We start from the raw sequence: 18,364 nt of genomic DNA, 5'->3' as shown, positions 1-18,364 counted from the left end.
GCTCTCCCTCTCGGCATGGCCGAATGCCGCGAGCCCCGCTCAGTGGCAGCAGGATTTGTCGCCGGCCTTGTCCGCGGCATCGCCGGCTTCCGGCTGGTCGCGGTTGTCGCGGGAATGGGCGTTCCTCTCGGGCGGCAGGTCCATGGCGATGTTGGAGGCGAAGAAGCCGTTCGGCTTCAGCATGAACCCGGCATATTCCACCGGCATGATCGGGAAGTCCTCCGGCTTGCACACATGGGTGTGGCCGAACGAGTGCCACAGCACCAGGTCGGCATTCTCGATCGGCCGATCCTGCTGCACATAGCGGGGCAGGCCGTCACCACCGGCATTGACGTTCGGATAGTCGCCGCTGGCATATTTTTCGGCGGGGTCGAAGGCGGTGACCCAGATGTGCTTCCGGGCGAAGCCGCCGCGTTGGGCGACGGTCGATTCTTCCTGCGCCAGCATCAGCGGCGAGGCCGAGACGATCATCTTGTAGCCCGGCGGCTTGCCGACGCTGTTGGCGACGTTGGGATTGGAGACCTTCCAGTAGCGGCCGGTCTCGCCATTGGCGAGCGCCGCCGCCTCGCTCTCTCGCGCGAGCACGCGTGTCCTGGTATCGAAGACATTGCCGTAGGGATTGTCGGCGCCGAACGGGCGCGGGGCGAATTCGTGCTCGGTCACGGTATTGCCGCCGCCGTCGACATCCATATGAAGCCGCGCGTTGAAGAAATGCTGGTGGGTCGGGCCGCCGAGCCCGTCATCCACCATGCCGCCCCACGGATAGGTCTCGCCGGGGGTGACGGCGGCGGTCTGGATGATGCCGGTGAGCTTGGCTTCCAGCTGGATGGTGCCGTCCTGGTAGAGATACCAGTAGAAGCCGTAATCGTAATTGCCGACGGTGGCGAAGAAGGAGATCACCAGCCGACGCGAGCGGCGCACCTCGAAGATGCCGTTGCGGAACTCGTAATGCTTCCAGAGGATGCCGTAATCCTCCTCATGCATGCAGATGGCGTTCTTCATCACCATGGGCTGGCCGAGATCGTCCGCCGCCGGCACGTCGAAATAATGGATGTGGCCGAGGCAGTCGCAGCCGAGCTCCAGGCAATTGGCCAGCCGGCCGAGGCCGTATTCGCCGGCATCGAAGGCGCTCTTCCAGTAATGGTTGGCGGTCGGGTCGGCATAGGGCACCACCATCTCGGTGACGCTGGCGCGGAAGATGATCGGCCGCAGCCGGCCCTGGTCCTCGATGCCGAGCTCGTGCAGCACCAGCCCCTCGCGCGGGGTGAAGCCGACGCGGAAGCTCCAGTTCTGCCACTCGACCTTCCAGCCGTCGACGGTGAAGCCCGGTCCCTCGGGTTGCACGATATGCAGCGGCTTCACGCCTTCGCGGGTCGCGGGGAAGGCCTCGCGGCCGTAATTGCGCTTCTTCCTCGGCACCGGGATGATCTTCTCGTCGTCGACGAGGTCGACCACCCGGTTCTCGACGAGGTCGACCACCGCCACCACGCCCTCGATGGGGTGGGCGTAGCCGTTGTCGCGGATGTCCTCGCGCCAGTAGGCGACGGCGCGGACGATGCGCTTGCCCCGCTCGAACTCGCGGCCGAAATAGCCGGAGGAGAACGGGTCGATCTGCACCATCGGGATGTCTTCCTCGGTGAGGCCGCGCTTCTTCACCGCCGCGCGCCAGCGGGGGTCGTTCTTGACGATCTCGTCGGCGCGCAGGAATTCCTCGATCATGATCGGCGGCTGGCCATGGGGCAGCTCGTCGGTCGGCAGGCGCTCGAAGGCGGCGACGCTTCTGGCCGAGAGGTCGACGATGGCCTCGAAGCTCGCGCCGCTGGTGATGTCCAGCGCCAGCAGGAAGGCGCGGCGCGGCACCGAGGCGCCGGCGTGCCAGGCCCTGATCTCGGCCTTGGCCGGCTCCTCCAGCCGCACGATCGGGAAGCGGATGGTCTCGCCCAATGCCTTTGCTGCCTTGAGGATGGCGACGGCGGCGGCGATCTCGTCGAGGCTCAGCGGATCGAGCGGGTAGGTGAGGGTGACTTTGGCGTCCATGGGATATGTCTCCGGAGAAGGGAGCCGTTCACGGCGTGAGGGCTTGGCCGCAGATCGGGCCCGGCATGAAGGCCGACGGCGTGTGAGCGGACGCCATGGCGTCGTGCCCGTGGATGCAGAAGATCGAGCAGATGAGGTGCGCCTCGCTCGCCGCCGCGAGGGCGAGGAGGATGGCGAGAGCAGGCAGCAGCATGCTGGCCGCCCGGCGGTTCGGGAAGGGAAGGGCGAGCATGGTCATTCGAACACCGTTCCAAGCGTGGCGTAGAGGTCCGGGCGGCGGCGCTTGATCGCCAGCGCAAATAGTGCGCCAGCCACCCCGACAAGCGCCATGCCATAGGGGAAGGCGGCGACGATGGCGCTCTCGCTGCCGGTGAGCAGGGCGAGGTTGGAGATGACGAGCGCCAGCGCGCCGATGAGGCCGGCCAGGCCGAGCGCCGGGGCGATGGTCGTGGTCCAGACGCCGTGGCGGGTCGGCGTGCGGCGGAAGAAGCGGATCACCGCGATGGAGACCAGCACCTGCACGGCGAGGATGCCGATGACGGCGAGCGCCGACATGAAGGAGAACACCACGGTATAGGGATCGGCGCCGCCGGCGATGAAGCCGGTGAGCACGGCCGCCGCCGTGGCGCTCTGCACATAGCCGGCGATATGCGGCGAGCCGTGCGTCTCGTGCACCGTGCCGAGCGCGCGCAGCGCCAGCCCCTCGCGGCCCAGCGCGAAGAAATAGCGGTTCAGCGTGTTGTGGAACGACAGGATGCAGGCGAACAGGCTGGTGATCAGCAGCAGGCTCATCACCTGCACCGACCAGTCGCCGAGCACCGCGCCGGCGGCGTTGAAATAGAAGCTCTCCAGTCCCTTCTCGGCGACGGCCTGCACCTGCGAGGGGCCGTAGAACTGCACCGCCGCCCAGGTCGAGAAGGCGTAGAACAGGGTGATCAGCAGCACCGCCACATAGGTGGCGCGCGGAATGGTCTTCTCCGGTTTCTCCGCCTCCTCGCCGAAGATGGCGGTGGCCTCGAAGCCGATGAAGGAGCCGATCACGAACACCAGCGCCACGCCGAGGCCGGGGGCGAACACCGAGGACGGGGCGAAGGAGGAAAAGCCGATGCCCTCCGGCCCGCCGCCATGCAGCAGGATGCCGATGTCGAGCAGCAGCAGGATGGCGATCTCCGCCACCATGCACACGCCGAGAATGGCGCCGGAAAAGGCGATGTTGCGCTGGCCGCACACCATCACCACCAGCAGCGCCACGAAGGCCCAGACCCACCAGGGCAGGGCGATGCCGAACGGGGCGAGCGCGCCGGCGACGAAGACTCCGAACAGCGCGTAGACCGCGATCTGTACCGCGCTGTAGGTGACCAGCGCCATCATCGCCCCGCCCACTCCGGCGGGCCGGCCGAGGCCCTGGGCGATATAGGTGTAGAAGGCCCCGGCGCCGCCGATATGCCGGCTCATCGCCGCGAAGCCCACCGAGAACACCAGATAGAGCAGGCCGGCCAGCACGAAGGCGCCCGGCACCCCGGCGCCGTTGCCAAAGGCGAAGGCGGCGGGCGAGGCGCCGACCACCGCGGTCAGCGGCGCGGCGGCCGCGACGACGAAGAACACGATATGGGCGAGCCCGATGGAATTCCTCGCCAGGCGGTCGGATGCCGCGCGGTCGGAGGCCGCCATGGGCACTGCGTCATTCACGGACATGTTGGACCCCTCGGTGATGGTGACGATTTATTTCCTGAGAGGAATATCGGGATGCCGATGGTCCCTGAATTGCTTGACATGCCTAGAATTCGATAAATCGCGCCAGCGACGGCACGGGAGATGGCGAAGGGGGCAGATGCATTGAATTTGAACCGCCGCGTGCCTGAAATCGCTGCAATCCGCGCCTCTGTTCTCCTCAGCGTGGTGCAGCAACTGGACCGTGTGAGCGGCAAGACCGACATGCTGCTCGCCGGCCACGGCATTCTGCGCTCGCAATTGGCGGATCCCTACGCGCTGGTGCCGATGGCGCGCTACATCGCCGTATTCGAGGACGCCGCGCTTCACACCGGCGATCCGACCTTCGGTGCCCGGCTCGGCGCCGAATTCCGCCCGGCCGATATCGGGCCGATGGGCATGTTGTTCTCGCTGTCGGCGACGCTGAAGGCCGCTTTCCAGCGCATGGCGAAATTCATGAACGTGGTGCAGGGCGCCACCGATATCGGCCTCGCCGAGGAGGGCGAGTTCCTGCACTGGAGCTACCGGCTGACCGATCCGACGCTGTGGCCGCGCCGGCAGGACAGCGAATACACCCTCGCCGCCTCCTGCCAGATGGTACGCAGCTCCTTCGGCGCCGGCTGGAATCCGGTCGAGGTGCATTTCGAGCATGGCTCCCCGCCCGATGCCGCTGCCCTCAGGCGCATCTTCCGCTGTCCGCTGCTGTTCGACCAGCCGGCCAATCGCCTCGTGGTGGCGCTGGCGGATGCGACCCGCGTCTATCACCGCGAGGACCAGGACCTTATCGCCATCCTGGAGCGGCACATCGCCGACCTTGCCGCGCGCACCGGTCATCCGCCCGGCATCAAGGAACAGGTGCGGGCGCTGATCGGCATCTATCTCGGCCACAAGCCGATCAATCTCGCCGACATCGCCCGCGAGCTCGGCCTGCCGCCGCGCACCCTGCAGCGCCGGCTGGCGCAGGAGGGCGCCTCGCTGCGCGAGCTGGTGCGCGAGCATCGGCAGAGCATCGCCGAGTATCAGCTCGCCGGTGCGGCGACGCCGAAATCGAGGCTGGCCGAGACGCTGGGCTATGCCGACAGCACGGTGTTCTGGCGTGCCCGCAAGTCCTGGGCCCGCCGCGCCGGCTCCTGAAGGCGCGGCGCGCCATGCGGGCGGCCACGCGGCCGGCCTGCTCGTGATCGTTAAGTCAGGCTAACAAGTCGGACTGACTTTCTAAATGGAACTAACGGACGTCCGGTCCTATGGTCCGTGTCGAGCAGCACGACAGATCGCTGCCGCGCCGAGAGCCCCGGGGACATCCCGCGGTTCAGGGCGGAGGACAAACGCCGCTTCGAACCAACCCGCACCGTCCCCGACGCCGGCCCCACGGCCGCGCGTGGCCGTGATCGACGCCTCATGCGCCGCCTCCCGAACGGGTTGCCGCGCCGGCGCGACCCCATGGCCCGCGCCGACCCCGGCCGGACGCCAGTGACAACAGGACCGCATCTGAGGATCGCACGATGAATCTCTCGACCTTGCTTCAAGCCCGCGCCTCCAAGGGCCGTCCGGTCCGGGCCGGCCTGATCGGCGCCGGCAAATTCGGCTCGATGGTGCTCGCGCAGGCGCAGCGCATCGAGGGACTGCAGATCGTCGCCATCGCCGACCTCAATGTCGGCAAGGCGCGTGAATCGCTGGCCCGCGTCGGCTGGGCGGCGGAGCGTTATACGGCGACCAGCGCCGGCGACGCGGTGAAGACCGGCAAGACCTTCGTCACCGACGACGTGGCGGCGATGCTGGCCTGCGACGAGATCGAATGCGTCATCGAGGCCACCGGCCATCCCATCGCCGGCACCCGCCACGCGCTCGCCGCCATCGACGCCGGCAAGCACGTGGTGATGGTGAATGTCGAAGCCGACGTCATGGTCGGCCCGATCCTCGCCGAGCGCGCCCGTAAGAAGGGCGTCATCTATTCCATGGCCTATGGCGACCAGCCGGCGCTGATCTGCGAACTGGTCGACTGGGCGCGCGCCACCGGCTTCGAGATCACCGCCGCCGGCAAGGGCATGAATTTCGAGCCGCGCTACCGCTATTCGACGCCCGATACCGTGTGGGGCTTCTTCGGCTGGACCGAGGAGGAGGTGAAGGCCGGTGACTTCAATCCCAAGATGTACAATTCCTTCACCGACGGCACCAAGGCGGCGATCGAGATGGCGGCGGTCGCCAACGGCACCGGCCTCGATTGCCCCGATGACGGCCTCACCTTCCCGCCGGCCGGCCTGCACGACCTCGCCAAGGTGTTCCGCCCGGCGGCGGATGGCGGGCGCATGGCGCGCTCCGGCCTCGTCGACATCGCCGCCAGCCAGGAGCCGGACGGGCGCGAGGTCTACAACAACATCCGCTACGGCGTGTTCGTCACCTTCAAGGCGCATAACGAATATGCCCGCGCCTGCTTCAAGCAATATGGCCTGCTCACCGATCCGTCGGGCTGGTACGCCTCGATGTGGCGGCCCTTCCACATCATCGGGCTGGAAACCTCGGTGAGCGTGCTCTCGGCCTGCCTGCGCAACGAGCCGACCGGCTGCTCCAGGGAGTTCCGCGGCGATGCCGTCGCCACCGCCAAGAAGGACATGCAGCCCGGCGAGATGCTGGACGGCGAGGGCGGCTATGCGGTGTGGGCCAATGCCATTCCGGCGACGCGCAGCCTCGATCTCCGGGCGCTGCCGATCGGCCTCGCGCACAATGTCAAGCTGAAGCGGCCGATCAGGAAGGACCAGATCGTCAGCGTCGACGATGTCGAGCTCACCGCCGATCTCGACGTGGTGAAGCTGCGCCGCGAGATGGAAGACCGCTTCCGGCCCGGCACCAGCGTAGCCGCCGAGTGATAATAAGGCTGGGGCGGCGCGTCTGCCGCCCCAGCCTTCGATGAGGAGCACGACATGACCCAAGCCAAAGGCGAGCCCTTCGTCGTCATCGCCGAATTCCGGGTGAAGCCCGGCGCGCTGGCCGCCTTCCTCGCCGCCGCCAAGGACGACGCCAGCCACTCGCTCGCCGACGAGCCGGGCTGCCGCCAGTTCGACGTGGTGATACCGCAGGGCGAGGACAGCGTCCTGTTCTACGAGGTCTATGACAGTCGCGCCGCCTTCGACGCCCATCTGGAAACGCCGCATCTGGCACGGTTCCGCGAGGCGTTTCCGTCGCTGATCGTCGAGGAACGGCCGGTGCGCTTCGGCGCGCGGCAGCATCCGTGACGACCGACCCAAGGGGAGAGATCACCATGCAGGCCACGCTCCGCCAGATCGGCTTCATCGGCACCGGTATCATGGGCGGCCACATGGCCCGCCGCCTCGCCCGCGCCGGCTTTGCGGTGCGCGCCTGGAACCGCACGGCCTCGAAGTCGGAGGCGCTCGCCGCCGACGGCGTCGAGATCGCGCCCTCGGCCAAGGCAGCGGCTTCCGGCGCCGATGCGGTGGTGTGCATGCTCTCCTCCGGCCCGGTCTGCGATGCCGTGCTCGGCGGGCCGGAGGGAGGCATCGCCGCCATGCGCACCGGCGCGGCGCTGGTGGTGATGAGCTCGATCCCGGTCGAGACCGCCCGCGCCCAGGCCGATGCCTGCGCCCGGCGCGGGCTGCGCTACCTCGACGCCCCGGTCTCCGGCGGCGAGAGCGGTGCGCGCGAAGGCACGCTTGCCATCATGGCCGGCGGCGAGGCCCGCACGGTCGCCGATCTCGCCCCGCTGTTCGAACCGCTCGGCCGCGTCACCCATGTCGGGCCGGCGGGGTCGGGCGAACTCGCCAAGCTCGCCAACCAGCTGATCGTCGCCTCGAATATCTGCGCGGTGGCGGAAGCGCTGCTGCTCGCCGAGCGCGGCGGCGCGGATCCGGCGCGGGTGCGCGAGGCGCTGCTCGGCGGCTTCGCCGATTCCGCCGTGCTGCGCCAGCATGGCGAGCGCATGGTGAGGAGCGACTTCACGCCGGGCGGCCCGGCCAAGTACCAGGTGAAGGACACGTCGACGGCGCTGCGCTTCGCCCGTTCGCACGGCCTCACCTTGCCGGTCGCCGCCGCGGTCGACCTGCTGTTCCAGCGCCTCGTCGACCATGGCGGCGGCGACCTCGATCACAGCGCGGTTCTCGTCGAGATGCGCCGCGCCAACCAGCCGGCGGAGGCCCGCGCCGACGCCTGACACTCTCAAGCCGCCGGCGAAGGCCCGCGCCGACGCCTCATACCCTCAAGCAACGTCTGAAAACCGGGACATAGAATCCCGTTACGGAGGAAACGACATGAACGCCTTCTCGATCCGCGGCCTCCTGGTCGCCGCCTCGCTCGCCCTCGCGGTTCCCGCCGGCGCCGAGACGCTCACTCTGTCCACGCCGGACGCCGACACGTCGGAAATCACCCTCGCCGCCAAGCATTTCGCCGAAGTGGTGAAGCAGAAGACCAATGGCGAACTCGAGATCAAGGTGTTCGCCAACGGTACCCTGTATGGCGGCGACCCGGCGGCCGGCGTGAAGCAGCTGGCGGGCGGCTCGCTCGACATGCTGCTCAACGCCACCTCGCTCTACTCGACCTTCAATCCGAAGTTCACCGCCATCGCGGTGCCCTACCTGTTCGACAATGTCGACCAGCTGCGCGCCTATCTCGACAGCGAGCTCGGCGAGGAATTGCGCGGCGATCTCTCCAAGATCGGCATTGTCGGCCTCGACCTGTGGTCGCGCCCGCTGCGGCAGATCACCAATTCCAAGCGGCCGATCGCCTCGCCGGACGACCTCAAGGGCATGAAGCTGCGGGTGCCGAACAACCCGCTCTGGGTGAAGTTCTTCGGCGCCATGGGCGCGGCCCCGACGCCGATGGCCTTTGCCGAGGTCTATAACGCGCTGCAGCTCGGCGTGGTCGACGGGCAGGAGAACCCGGTCAACGTGCCGGTGAGCGCCCGCCTCTACGAGGTGCAGAAATACCTCACCATCTCCAACCACATCGCCGACGCCTGGGTGCTCGGCATGAACCCGCGCCGCTACCAGGCGCTGCCGGACAAGTACAAGGCCGCGCTTGCCGAGGCGGCGAAGGAGACCGAGGACTGGAAGGCGAAGAACGACGCCGCCGACATCGCCGCCTCCATCGCGCTGCTGGAGAAGAACGGGATGAAGACCAACGTGCTGACCCAGGAGCAGCGTGCCGGCTTCGTCGCGGTGTCGAAGAGCCTCTACCCGGTGTTCGAGGGACTGGTGAAGGATCCGTCCTTCTTCCAGCGTACCACCTCCTTCGCCGGCAAGAGCTGACGCGGGCGAGCCGAACCCCGGCGGCGGCCCGGTGGCCGCCGCTCCCCCCTTCGCGGATACGTGGTGTTCTCATGTCCTCGCCCGATACGCCCCCGGCCGATACGTCTCGGTCCGATACGGCTCCCCGCGGCTTCTCGCTCGGCCGGCTGGTCGAGGTGGTCGCCGACTATGCGGCGGGCCTTGCCTGCGGCGGCATCCTCGTCGTGGTGCTGATGCAGGTGGTGAGCCGGCTTATCGGCTATCCGCTTCCGTGGACCGAGGAAGCGGTGCGCTTCCTGTTCATCTGGATGGTGTTCCTCGGCCTCGCGGCAGGGTTCCGCACGGTGGAGAGCGCCCGCGTGGTGGTGTTCCTCGCCATGCTGCCGAACCTGTCGCGGCGCATCGCCGTGCCGATCTATGTCGTGTTCTCGGTCGGCTTCTTCCTGCTGGTGGGCTGGACCGGCATCACCCTCGTCCAGCAGCAGATCATGATGAACGAGGAAGCGGCGACGCTGCCGCTGCCGATGTGGGCGGTCGGCCTCGTCATGCCGGTCTCCTCGGCCATCGCCATCCTCGCCATCATCGATTCGCTGCGCCGCCGGCGCGACCTGATCGCGCTGCCGGAAATGGGCCTGCCGCCGGACGAGATCGTCCATGCCGACGTCTCGATGACCGGCGGTCATCACGTCACCGGCGGCCACACCGTCACGGGAGCGCACTACCAATGATGAGCGTCATCCTCTTCACCATCTTCTGCGTGCTGAGCGCGCTCGGCGTGCCGCTCGCCATCGGCCTCGGTCTCGCCGGCGTCGCGACGCTGCTGATGTTCACGCCGATGCCGCTCGACCTGCTCACCCAGACGATGTTCTCCTCGATGAACTCGTTCCTGCTGGTGGCGGTGCCGCTGTTCATCCTGGTCGGCGCGGTGATGGAGCGCGGACGGGTCGCCGAGCGCATCTTCGACTTCGCCGAATCCATGGTCGGCTGGATGCCGGGCGGGCTCGGCCATGTGAACGTGCTGTCCTCGGTGATCTTCTCCGGCGTCTCCGGCTCCTCGGTAGCCGACATCGCCTCGGTCGGCGCCATCGAGATCAAGGCGATGGAGCGCCACGGCTTCCCCAAGGGCTATGCGGTGGGCATGACGCTGTGCACCGCCACGCTGTCCTCGATCATCCCGCCCTCGATCCTGATCGTCATCGCCGGCTCCATCGCCAACGTGTCGATCGGCACGCTGCTGGTCGCCGGCCTGGTGCCGGGCCTGTTCATCGCCTTCGCCTTCATGGTGTTCAACCACTTCTATTCGATACGCTACGGCTATAATCCGCCCTCGCCGTTCAACCTGCGCCTGGTGGTCGTCACCGGGCTGCGCGCCATCCTGCCGATGCTGACCCCGCTGATCCTGGTCATCGGCATCGCCTCGGGGGTGTTCACCCCGACCGAGGCGGCGGCGATCGCGGTGATGTATGTGCTGATGCTCGGCGTGGTGGTCTACCGCACCATTCCGCTCGCCGAGGTGCCGGAGATCCTGGTCTCGACGGCGCGCATCTCGGGAACCATCCTGTTCATCGCCGCCACCTCGCAGATCGCCGCCTGGGTGTTCACCTATGAGGGGCTGCCGGAAAAGCTGACCGGGCTGCTCGCCGGGATGAATCTCGGGCCGACCTCCGGCCTGCTGGTGATCTTCGTCTTCCTGCTGCTGATCGGCATCTTCATGGAGGCGATCCCGGCGATGTTCATCCTCATCCCGGTGCTGATGCCGCCGGTGGCGGCGCTCGGCATCGACCCGATCCACTTCCTGATCGTCACGGTGATGACGCTCACCCTCGGCCTCGTCACGCCGCCGGTGGGGGTCTGCCTCTTTGCTGCGGCGCAGGTCTCTGGCATGAGTGTGGACGAAGTGGTGAAGGGCTCGCTGGCGCCGATGACGGTGCTGACGCTGGCGATCTTCGCGCTGGTGCTGTTCCCGGTGCTCACGCTCGGGCCGCTGCACCTGCTCGGGCTCTATTGAGGAATTGCCGATGGCGTTGCCGGATTTCGTGGTGGTGATGGGCGTGTCGGGCGCCGGCAAGAGCGCCATCGCCGAACAGCTCGCCGGCGCCCTCGGTGCCGCCTTCATCGAGGCCGACCTCCTGCACGGCCCGGAGAATGTCGCGCTGATGAGCCGGGGCGTCGGGCTCACCGACGCCCAGCGCTGGCCCTGGCTGGAGGCGGTGTGCGCGGCGGCGAATCTGGAGCCGCGCCGGCCGGTGGTGATCGCCTGCTCGGCGCTGCGCCGCGCCTATCGCGACTTCCTGCGCGAACGGCTCGCCGGCGTGCGCTTCGTGTTCCTCGACGGGCCGCGCGAGCTGATCGCCGAGCGCCTGCGCGCGCGGCCCGGCCATTTCGCCGGCATCACGCTGCTCGACAGCCAGCTGGCGACGCTGGAGCCGCCCGAGGCCGAGGAGGGCGCGGTCACGGTGTCGCTGACGCTGGGCCTCGACGCCATCGTCGCCGCGGCGCTGCGCGATCTGGCGACGGAGAATTTCCCGGCCTGAGCGTCAGTCGGCCGGCGCGGGCCTGCGGGCGCCGGCGCGCTGGGCCATCGCCTCGGCGGTGGCGCGGGCGTTGCGGCGGCGGGCCTCCCATCCGGCCCGCTCGGCGCGCAGCCAGTCGAGAAACAGCCGAACCTTGCGCTGGCGCAGATGCTCGTGCGGGCAGACGATCCACTGCGTCACCAGGCGGATGGGCGGCGGATCGGCGACCGGGCAGATCAGGCGGCCGGTCTCCAGCTCGCGCTCCATCATCAGCGTGCTTTCCAGCGCGATGCCCATGCCGCCGGCTGCGGCGTCGATCGCCATGTGGCTGCGGTCGAACAGCACCCGCGCCCAGCGCTCCGCCGACGGGACGCCGGCAAGCGCGAACCAGCGCGGCCATTGCGCCTGCGACTTCACCGAGTGGATCAGCCGGAAGCGCGGCAGCTCGGCGGCGGCGAGGCTCTCCGGCGGCGCATAGTCGGGTGAGCAGGCGGGCAGGAAATCCTCCTCCGCCATGCCCTCGACGAACAGGCCGGGCCAGCGGCCGTCGCCGTGGCGGATCTCGACATCCACCACCTCGCGCTTGAAGGCGGTCGGCTCGTTGGTGCCGTCGAGGCGCACCTCGAGATCGGGATGGCGGTCGAGAAAGGCGCCGAGCCGCGGCAGCAGCCATTTATTGGACAGGGTCGGGGTGGCGCGCACCGTGAGGGTGGTGACCGAGCGATAGCCGCGGATCAGGTTGGTCGCCTCGGCGATGCGCTCCATCTCGTCGGTGATGGTGGCGAAATAGCGCTCGCCGGCCTCGGTGAGCACCACGCGGCGCCCCACCTTGCTCATCAGGGCGAGGCCGAGCTGCACTTCCAGCGCCTGCACCTGCTGGCTCACCGCCGAGGGGGTGACGGCCAGCTCCTCCGCCGCCTTGGAGATGCTGCCGAGGCGGGCGACGGTGTGGAAGACGAGGATGGCGCGGATCGGGAGCTGCATCGCACACCGTCGGTTCGGGGAGGTTTCCCGCGGCGGGCATCATAGGAGCGGGCGGGCGCCCGCAGCAATCGCGTCCGGTGCGGGGAACCGGCCGATGCGGCCCGCTACCCCGCGAGGCTCACGGCAGCGGCTTTTTCTCCAGCTTGCGGGCCAGCGTGCGCCGGTGCAGCCCGAGCCGCCGGGCGGTCTCGGATATGTTGAAATCGGTATCGACCAGCGTCTCGTGGATGCACTCCCATTCCAGCGTCTTCAGCGAGGTCGGACGTGCCGCCACCGCGATCGATGAATCGCCGTCGGCGCGCTCGAAGGCCGCCTCGATGTCGTCGGTATTGGCCGGTTTAGCGAGGTAGTGGCAGGCGCCGAGTTTGATCGCCTCCACGGCGGTGGCGATGCTGGCGAAGCCGGTGAGCACCACGATCTTCATCGCGGGATCGCCGGCGTGCAGCATCTTCACGCATTCGAGCCCGGAGCCGCCGGCGAGCTTGAGGTCGACCACCGCATAGCCGGGCGACGCGCCCTCCAGCGCCGCCTCGACGCCTTCCACGCTCTGGCTGATGCGCACGACATAACCCCGGCGCTCGAAGGAGCGGTGCAGCGCCTTGGCGAAGGCGGCGTCGTCCTCGACGATCAGCAGCAGCTTCTCGTCCATGTCTGTGCCTCGACTCATGCTTCGACCGAAAGCGATTCCAGCGGCAGCGTGAGCGTCACGCGGGCGCCCTGCGCCTCGTTCGCCGCCTCTACGCCGCCGCCGAGCTTGCGGACCACGTTCACGACCAGGAAAAGCCCGAGCCCGCCTCCCGCCCGACCCTTGCTCGAGCGATAGGGGGTACCGAACGCGGCGAGCATTTCCTTGGTAAAGCCGGGTCCGCGGTCGCGCACCTCCAGCCGGATCACGTTGTCGTGTCGCCGGATCGACACGCCCACCCAGCCGGGCGAGGCCTCCAGCGCATTGTCGAGCAGGTTGAAGATGACCTGCTTCAGCGCGATGTCGGAGATGATCGCCTCGTCCTCGTCGAACGCCCGGTCATAGTCGAGGCGTTGCGGCGAGCGGCTGGCCTGCCATTCCGCCATCAGCTCGTCGAAGAAGGCGGCGGCGGTGGTGCGCATCGTGCCCTCGCCGCGCGCCTCGCCGGAGGACATCAGGATGCCGGAGACGATCGCCTTGCAGCGCTCCAGCTCGCGCTGCATCTCGGCGATCTCCCCGGCGAGGTCGGGATTGTCGGTGAACAGCTTCATCCGCCGCCAGTCGCTGAGGATCACCGAGAGCGTGGCCAGCGGGGTGCCGAGCTCATGCGCCGCGCCGGAGGCGAGCAGGCCCATGCGCACGATATGGTCCTCTTCCGCCGATTGCTGGCGCAGCGCCGCGAGCCTTGCGTCGCTGTCGCGCAGGTTGCGGCCGATGCGGGTGATGAACAGCACCAGCAGCATGGCGGCGAGGACGAAGCAGATGAAGGTGCCGCTGATATGCAGGCTGAACAGGTCGCCATGCAGCGCTTCCGACAGCGGCAGCGGCCGGAACTTCCACATCATCGCCACGAAGCAGCCGGTCACCACGCTCGCCAGCACCCAGGCCGACCAGCTCTGCAGCAGCACCGCGGCGAGCGCCACCTGCAGCAGGTAGAGCGAGATGAAGGGATTGGCGGCACCGCCGGCGAGATAGAGCTGGATGGTCAGCGCGGCGGCGTCGAGCAACAGTTCGAGGAACAGCTCGGTATTGGTGATGGCCACCCGCCGGGAGTGATAGAGCAGGCTGGCGAGGTTGAGCACCACCAGGAAGCCGAGCACCGCGCCCATCTCGCGAAGCGGCAATTCGATGCCGAGCCCGTATTGCACCACGAGGACGGTGACGATCTGGCCGACCACCGCCAGCCAGCGCAGCTGCACCAGCAGGAACAGGTTCTTCTTGTTGGCGCTGTCGCCGATCGCCGTACTCACGAGGTGCCGGCTCCCGACGCTTCCATGCCCGGCCGGCGCCACAGCACCCGGAGCGCCGCCGCGCTCATGCCGGCAAGCGCGAACCAGGTCAGCGCATAGACGAGATGGTTGTTGGAAAACCGCACCACGGTGAGGCCGCCGACGGGAAAGCCGCCTTCATTGGCCGTGGCGTCGGCATCGACGAAATAGGGGGCGACCGGGCCAAGGTCGCGCGCGGCGGCGATGGCGGCGACGTCGCGGGAGAACCAGCGCCCGCCGGCGGGGTCGTTGGCACGCAGGAAACCGCCGCCGGGCTCGGCGAGGCGGAGGAGGCCGACCAGCGTCGTCGGTCCATCGACCAGCCCGGCGGCGCGGCTCGCGGGATCGCGGCGCTCGGGCGGGACGAAGCCGCGATTGACCAATATGGTGACGCCGTCGCCGGTGACGAAGGGCGTCACCACCCAGAAGCCGCCGCCGAGCTCGGTGACCGCCTGCACCAGGGTTTCGCGGTCGTTGAGGAAGCGGCCGTCGAGCCGCACGCGGCGGTATTCGTCCGCGGGCGAGAAGGCGGCGGGCCGCGGCGCGGCCACCGGATCGGCATGGATGCGCGTCTCCACCCGCTCGATCAGGTCGAGCTTCCAGGCGAGGCGCTTCAGCTGCCAGATGCCGAGGGCCGAGAAGCCGGCGACCAGCACGGCGCAGGCCAGGATCAGCGCCGTCCGCGCCGGGCGGCGGGCCTTTGCCGGAGACGGCTCTCCGCCGGCCCCGGCCGTGGGGGACGCTGCCGCGCCAGCCTTGGCCGCATGGGACGGTGCCGCGCCGGCCTTGGCCGCATGGGACGCTGCCCCGCCGGCCTTGGCCGCATGGGACGCTGCCGCGCCGGCCTTGGCCGGCGGCGAGATCACAGCATCTGCCTCATGTCGTGGCCGGGCATCATGTTGGTGTTGAGGTGGTACATGACCCAGAACGAGCCGGCGAGCGCGATCACCACGATGATGATGGTGAACACCAGCGCCAGCATGCTCCAGCCGCCTTCCGAGCGCACGTTCATGTGCAGGAAGTAGATCATGTGCACCACGATCTGCACCACCGCGAACGCCATGATCGCCGCGGCGGTCAGCGTGGCGCTTCCGAGCACGCCGCTCATCACCAGCCAGAACGGAATGGCGGTGAGGATGACCGACAGGATGAAGCCGGTCATGTAGCTGCGCAGCGAGCCATGCGCCTCGCCGGAATCATGGGTGTCGTGACCGCCATGCCCATGCGGGTCGGGAATGGCGGCGGTGGGCGTGACGGCGGTCGGGGTAGTCGCGCTCATCGCAGCATTCCCATCAGATAGACGAAGGTGAACACGCCGATCCACACCACGTCGAGGAAGTGCCAGAACATGGAAAGGCACATCAGCCGGCGGCGATTGGCGGCGACCAGCCCGCGCTGGTGCACCTGCACCATCAGCGTCACCAGCCAGACGATGCCGAAGGTGACGTGCAGGCCGTGGGTGCCGACCAGCGTGAAGAAGGCCGAGAGGAAGGCGCTGCGCTGCGGGCCGGCGCCCTCGGCGATCATGTGGTGGAACTCGTAGAGCTCGATCGACAGGAAGGCGAGGCCGAACAGGCCGGTGATCACCAGCCAGAGCTGGGTCTGGGCGCGGCGGTCCTTCTCCATCGCCAGCATGGCGAAGCCGTAGGTGATGGAGGACAGCAGCAGCATGGAGGTGTTGAGCGCCACCAGCGGCAGGTCGAACAGGTCGCGCGGGCCGGGGCCGGCGGCGAAATTGCTGCCGAGCACGCCGAAGGTGGCGAACAGCACCGCGAAGATGAGGCAGTCGCTCATCAGGTAGATCCAGAAGCCCAGCGCGGTGCTGTGGCCCTCGGGATGCGGGTGCTCGTCGACTTCGTAGAAGACGGGCGCCTCGGAGAGGGAAGCCGCGCCTTGGGTCATCACGGTCGTGTTCATGCGTTCACCTGCGCGACGAGGAGGCGGGTCCGCTCCTCCTCGGTGCGGACGACCTCGTCGGCGGGGATGTCGAAGTCGCGGTTGTAGTTGAAGGTGTGGTGGATCGCGACGGCGAGCAGCGCGATGAAGGCGAGCGCGGCCAGCCACCAGATGTACCAGATCAGCGCGAAGCCGAGCACGAAGCTGATGCCGGCGAGGATCGGGCCGGTACCGCTGTTGCGCGGCATGTGGATGGGCTTGAAGCCGCCGAGCGGACGCACATAGCCGCGCGCCTTCATGTCCCACCAGGCGTCGCTGTCGTGGATCACCGGCGTGAAGGCGAAATTATAGGCCGGCGGCGGCGAGGAGGTCGCCCATTCCAGCGTGCGGGCGTTCCACGGGTCGCCGGTGGTGTCGCGCAGCTTGTCGCGGTTCTTGATGCTGACGGCGATCTGGATCAGGAACGAGGCGATGCCGAGTGCGATCAGGAAGGCGCCGAAGGCGGCGATGATGAACCAGATGTGCAGCGAGGGGTCGTCGAACACGCGCAGGCGGCGGGTCACGCCCATCAGGCCGAGCACATAAAGCGGCAGGAAGGCGAAGTAGAAGCCCACCACCCAGAACCAGAACGACATCTTGCCCCAGAACGGGTCGAGCCGGAAGCCGAACGCCTTGGGGAACCAGAAGGCGATGCCGGCAAACAGGCCGAACACCACGCCGCCGATGATGACGTTATGGAAATGCGCGACCAGGAACAGGCTGTTGTGCAGGATGAAGTCGGCCGGCGGCACCGCCAGCAGCACGCCGGTCATGCCGCCGATCACGAAGGTCAGCATGAAGGCCATCGTGTACATCATCGGCAGCTCGAACCGGATGCGGCCGCGATACATGGTGAACAGCCAGTTGAACATCTTCGCGCCCGTCGGGATCGAGATGATCATGGTGGTGATCCCGAAGAACGAGTTCACGCTGGCGCCCGAGCCCATGGTGAAGAAGTGGTGCAGCCACACCAGGTAGGACAGGATGGTGATCACCACGGTGGCGTAGACCATCGAGGTGTAGCCGAACAGCTTCTTGCCGGAGAAGGTGGAGGTCACCTCGGAGAAGATGCCGAAGGCCGGCAGGATCAGGATGTAGACCTCCGGGTGGCCCCAGATCCAGATCAGGTTCACGTACATCATCGGGTTGCCCCCGAAGTCGTTCGTGAAGAAGTTGAAGCCGAGATAGCGGTCGAGCGACAGCAGCAGCAGGGTGGCGGTCAGCACCGGGAAGACCGCCACGATGAGCACGTTGGTGCAGAGCGCGGTCCAGGTGAAGATCGGCATCTTCATCATGGTCATGCCGGGGGCGCGCATCTTCACGATGGTGCATATCAGGTTGACGCCCGACAGCAGCGTCCCGACGCCGGCGACCTGCAGCCCCCATATGTAATAGTCGACGCCGACATAGGGACTGTAGCCGATGCCCGACAGCGGCGGGTAGGCGAGCCAGCCGGTCTTGGCGAATTCGCCGACGAACAGCGAGGTCATCACCAGCAGCGCGCCGCTCACCGTCATCCAGAACGAGAAATTGTTCAGGAACGGGAAGGACACGTCGCGGGCGCCGATCTGCAGCGGCACCACGAAGTTCATCAGGCCGGTGACCAGCGGCATCGCCACGAAGAAGATCATGATCACGCCATGGGCGGTGAACACCTGGTCGTAGTGATGCGGCGGCAGGTAGCCCTCGCTGCCGCCGAAGGCCCAGACCTGCTGCAGGCGCATCATGATGGCGTCGGAGAAGCCGCGCAGCAGCATGATGATGCCGAGCACCATGTACATGACGCCGATCTTCTTGTGGTCCACCGAGGTGAACCATTCGCGCCACAGATAGCCCCACAGCCGGAAATAGGTGAGGGCGCCCAGCAGCGCGATGCCGCCCAGCGCGACCACGGCGAAGGTCCCGACCAGGATCGGCTCATGATAGGGAATCGCCTCCAGGGTGAGGCGGCCCAGCAGGAAGTTCGGTTCGATCACGGGAGATTCGTTCATGGGGCCC

General features: G+C 67.9%; 18 protein-coding genes. 8 read left to right on the top strand and 10 right to left on the bottom strand.

The window, feature by feature from the left end:
* Window positions 1-39 precede the first annotated feature (39 nt).
* Genes AC1RU4_RS21670 through AC1RU4_RS21660 form a run of 3 tightly spaced genes read right to left on the bottom strand, consistent with a single transcriptional unit; the run spans window position 40 to window position 3,732 of the window.
* Window positions 40-2,037, bottom strand: a complete 1,998-nt coding sequence (locus AC1RU4_RS21670) for a primary-amine oxidase (RefSeq protein ID WP_492893218.1) — start codon at window positions 2,035-2,037, stop codon at window positions 40-42.
* Between the two features lie 28 nt (window positions 2,038-2,065).
* The gene (locus AC1RU4_RS21665) at window positions 2,066-2,275 is read right to left on the bottom strand and encodes a hypothetical protein (protein WP_492893217.1); all 210 of its coding nucleotides are present in this window, start codon (window positions 2,273-2,275) and stop codon (window positions 2,066-2,068) included.
* Window positions 2,272-3,732 (bottom strand): APC family permease, encoded by a 1,461-nt coding sequence (locus tag AC1RU4_RS21660; RefSeq protein WP_492893216.1) that lies wholly within the window; start codon window positions 3,730-3,732, stop codon window positions 2,272-2,274. The genes AC1RU4_RS21665 and AC1RU4_RS21660 overlap by 4 nt, the downstream gene beginning before the upstream one ends.
* A 120-nt stretch (window positions 3,733-3,852) precedes the next feature.
* Between AC1RU4_RS21660 and AC1RU4_RS21655 the strand changes: the two genes are divergently transcribed.
* The 8 genes from AC1RU4_RS21655 to AC1RU4_RS21620 all read left to right on the top strand — a co-directional run bounded on the left by AC1RU4_RS21655 (window position 3,853) and on the right by AC1RU4_RS21620 (window position 11,515).
* On the top strand, window positions 3,853-4,881 hold the full coding sequence (locus AC1RU4_RS21655; protein WP_492893215.1) for an AraC family transcriptional regulator: 1,029 nt from the start codon (window positions 3,853-3,855) through the stop codon (window positions 4,879-4,881).
* Between the two features lie 368 nt (window positions 4,882-5,249).
* Window positions 5,250-6,611 (top strand): NAD(P)H-dependent oxidoreductase, encoded by a 1,362-nt coding sequence (locus tag AC1RU4_RS21650; RefSeq protein WP_492893214.1) that lies wholly within the window; start codon window positions 5,250-5,252, stop codon window positions 6,609-6,611.
* 54 nt (window positions 6,612-6,665) lie between these two features.
* Window positions 6,666-6,977 (top strand): putative quinol monooxygenase, encoded by a 312-nt coding sequence (locus tag AC1RU4_RS21645; RefSeq protein WP_492893213.1) that lies wholly within the window; start codon window positions 6,666-6,668, stop codon window positions 6,975-6,977.
* A gap of 26 nt (window positions 6,978-7,003) precedes the next feature.
* Complete coding sequence (locus tag AC1RU4_RS21640; RefSeq protein ID WP_492893212.1) at window positions 7,004-7,909, top strand: NAD(P)-dependent oxidoreductase; 906 nt, start codon at window positions 7,004-7,006, stop codon at window positions 7,907-7,909.
* A gap of 97 nt (window positions 7,910-8,006) precedes the next feature.
* Complete coding sequence (locus AC1RU4_RS21635; protein WP_492893211.1) at window positions 8,007-9,002, top strand: DctP family TRAP transporter solute-binding subunit; 996 nt, start codon at window positions 8,007-8,009, stop codon at window positions 9,000-9,002.
* Between the two features lie 71 nt (window positions 9,003-9,073).
* Window positions 9,074-9,709, top strand: a complete 636-nt coding sequence (locus AC1RU4_RS21630; protein ID WP_492893210.1) for a TRAP transporter small permease — start codon at window positions 9,074-9,076, stop codon at window positions 9,707-9,709.
* Window positions 9,709-10,989: a TRAP transporter large permease gene (locus AC1RU4_RS21625; RefSeq protein ID WP_492893243.1), complete on the top strand. Its 1,281-nt coding sequence runs from the start codon at window positions 9,709-9,711 to the stop codon at window positions 10,987-10,989. Before AC1RU4_RS21630 ends, AC1RU4_RS21625 begins: the two co-directional genes overlap by 1 nt.
* Window positions 10,990-10,999: 10 nt before the next feature.
* Window positions 11,000-11,515, top strand: a complete 516-nt coding sequence (locus AC1RU4_RS21620) for a gluconokinase (protein WP_492893209.1) — start codon at window positions 11,000-11,002, stop codon at window positions 11,513-11,515.
* A gap of 3 nt (window positions 11,516-11,518) precedes the next feature.
* On the opposite strand, the gene AC1RU4_RS21615 is transcribed toward AC1RU4_RS21620, so the two are convergent.
* The 7 genes from AC1RU4_RS21615 to cyoB form a co-directional block, all read right to left on the bottom strand.
* The gene (locus AC1RU4_RS21615) at window positions 11,519-12,478 is read right to left on the bottom strand and encodes a LysR substrate-binding domain-containing protein (RefSeq protein ID WP_492893208.1); all 960 of its coding nucleotides are present in this window, start codon (window positions 12,476-12,478) and stop codon (window positions 11,519-11,521) included.
* A gap of 118 nt (window positions 12,479-12,596) precedes the next feature.
* Entirely contained in the window at window positions 12,597-13,127 is a 531-nt protein-coding gene (locus AC1RU4_RS21610) for a response regulator transcription factor (RefSeq protein ID WP_492893207.1), read from the bottom strand.
* Window positions 13,128-13,141: 14 nt separating this feature from the next.
* Window positions 13,142-14,413 (bottom strand): ATP-binding protein, encoded by a 1,272-nt coding sequence (locus AC1RU4_RS21605; protein WP_492893206.1) that lies wholly within the window; start codon window positions 14,411-14,413, stop codon window positions 13,142-13,144.
* Entirely contained in the window at window positions 14,410-15,297 is an 888-nt protein-coding gene (locus AC1RU4_RS21600) for an SURF1 family protein (RefSeq protein WP_492893205.1), read from the bottom strand. The genes AC1RU4_RS21605 and AC1RU4_RS21600 overlap by 4 nt, the downstream gene beginning before the upstream one ends.
* Window positions 15,294-15,710 carry a cytochrome o ubiquinol oxidase subunit IV gene (cyoD, locus tag AC1RU4_RS21595; RefSeq protein ID WP_492893204.1) on the bottom strand — a complete coding sequence of 139 codons (417 nt, stop codon included), beginning with the start codon at window positions 15,708-15,710 and terminating at the stop codon, window positions 15,294-15,296. Before cyoD ends, AC1RU4_RS21600 begins: the two co-directional genes overlap by 4 nt.
* Window positions 15,707-16,333 (bottom strand): cytochrome o ubiquinol oxidase subunit III, encoded by a 627-nt coding sequence (cyoC, locus tag AC1RU4_RS21590; RefSeq protein WP_492893242.1) that lies wholly within the window; start codon window positions 16,331-16,333, stop codon window positions 15,707-15,709. Before cyoC ends, cyoD begins: the two co-directional genes overlap by 4 nt.
* A gap of 11 nt (window positions 16,334-16,344) precedes the next feature.
* Entirely contained in the window at window positions 16,345-18,357 is a 2,013-nt protein-coding gene (cyoB, locus tag AC1RU4_RS21585) for a cytochrome o ubiquinol oxidase subunit I (protein ID WP_492893203.1), read from the bottom strand.
* Between the last annotated feature and the right edge of the window lie 7 nt (window positions 18,358-18,364).

The sequence above is a fragment of the Ancylobacter sp. GW821-FHT10E12 genome (genome assembly GCF_058809335.1).
Note: the sequence above shows the minus strand (reverse complement) of the source record. Positions and strands in the feature narration are given on the sequence as shown.

Excerpts from the sequence above, each read along its gene's own strand:
- AC1RU4_RS21635 (WP_492893211.1), top strand. The coding sequence starts at position 8,007 with ATGAACGCCTTCTCGATCCGCGGCCTCCTGGTCGCCGCCTCGCTCGCC.
- AC1RU4_RS21630 (WP_492893210.1), top strand. The coding sequence starts at position 9,074 with ATGTCCTCGCCCGATACGCCCCCGGCCGATACGTCTCGGTCCGATACG.
- cyoC (WP_492893242.1), bottom strand. The coding sequence starts at position 16,333 with ATGACCCAAGGCGCGGCTTCCCTCTCCGAGGCGCCCGTCTTCTACGAA.
- AC1RU4_RS21625 (WP_492893243.1), top strand. The coding sequence starts at position 9,709 with ATGAGCGTCATCCTCTTCACCATCTTCTGCGTGCTGAGCGCGCTCGGC.
- AC1RU4_RS21615 (WP_492893208.1), bottom strand. The coding sequence starts at position 12,478 with ATGCAGCTCCCGATCCGCGCCATCCTCGTCTTCCACACCGTCGCCCGC.
- AC1RU4_RS21660 (WP_492893216.1), bottom strand. The coding sequence starts at position 3,732 with ATGTCCGTGAATGACGCAGTGCCCATGGCGGCCTCCGACCGCGCGGCA.
- cyoD (WP_492893204.1), bottom strand. The coding sequence starts at position 15,710 with ATGAGCGCGACTACCCCGACCGCCGTCACGCCCACCGCCGCCATTCCC.
- cyoB (WP_492893203.1), bottom strand. The coding sequence starts at position 18,357 with ATGAACGAATCTCCCGTGATCGAACCGAACTTCCTGCTGGGCCGCCTC.
- AC1RU4_RS21650 (WP_492893214.1), top strand. The coding sequence starts at position 5,250 with ATGAATCTCTCGACCTTGCTTCAAGCCCGCGCCTCCAAGGGCCGTCCG.
- AC1RU4_RS21610 (WP_492893207.1), bottom strand. The coding sequence starts at position 13,127 with ATGGACGAGAAGCTGCTGCTGATCGTCGAGGACGACGCCGCCTTCGCC.
- AC1RU4_RS21645 (WP_492893213.1), top strand. The coding sequence starts at position 6,666 with ATGACCCAAGCCAAAGGCGAGCCCTTCGTCGTCATCGCCGAATTCCGG.
- AC1RU4_RS21655 (WP_492893215.1), top strand. The coding sequence starts at position 3,853 with ATGGCGAAGGGGGCAGATGCATTGAATTTGAACCGCCGCGTGCCTGAA.
- AC1RU4_RS21640 (WP_492893212.1), top strand. The coding sequence starts at position 7,004 with ATGCAGGCCACGCTCCGCCAGATCGGCTTCATCGGCACCGGTATCATG.
- AC1RU4_RS21670 (WP_492893218.1), bottom strand. The coding sequence starts at position 2,037 with ATGGACGCCAAAGTCACCCTCACCTACCCGCTCGATCCGCTGAGCCTC.
- AC1RU4_RS21620 (WP_492893209.1), top strand. The coding sequence starts at position 11,000 with ATGGCGTTGCCGGATTTCGTGGTGGTGATGGGCGTGTCGGGCGCCGGC.
- AC1RU4_RS21665 (WP_492893217.1), bottom strand. The coding sequence starts at position 2,275 with ATGACCATGCTCGCCCTTCCCTTCCCGAACCGCCGGGCGGCCAGCATG.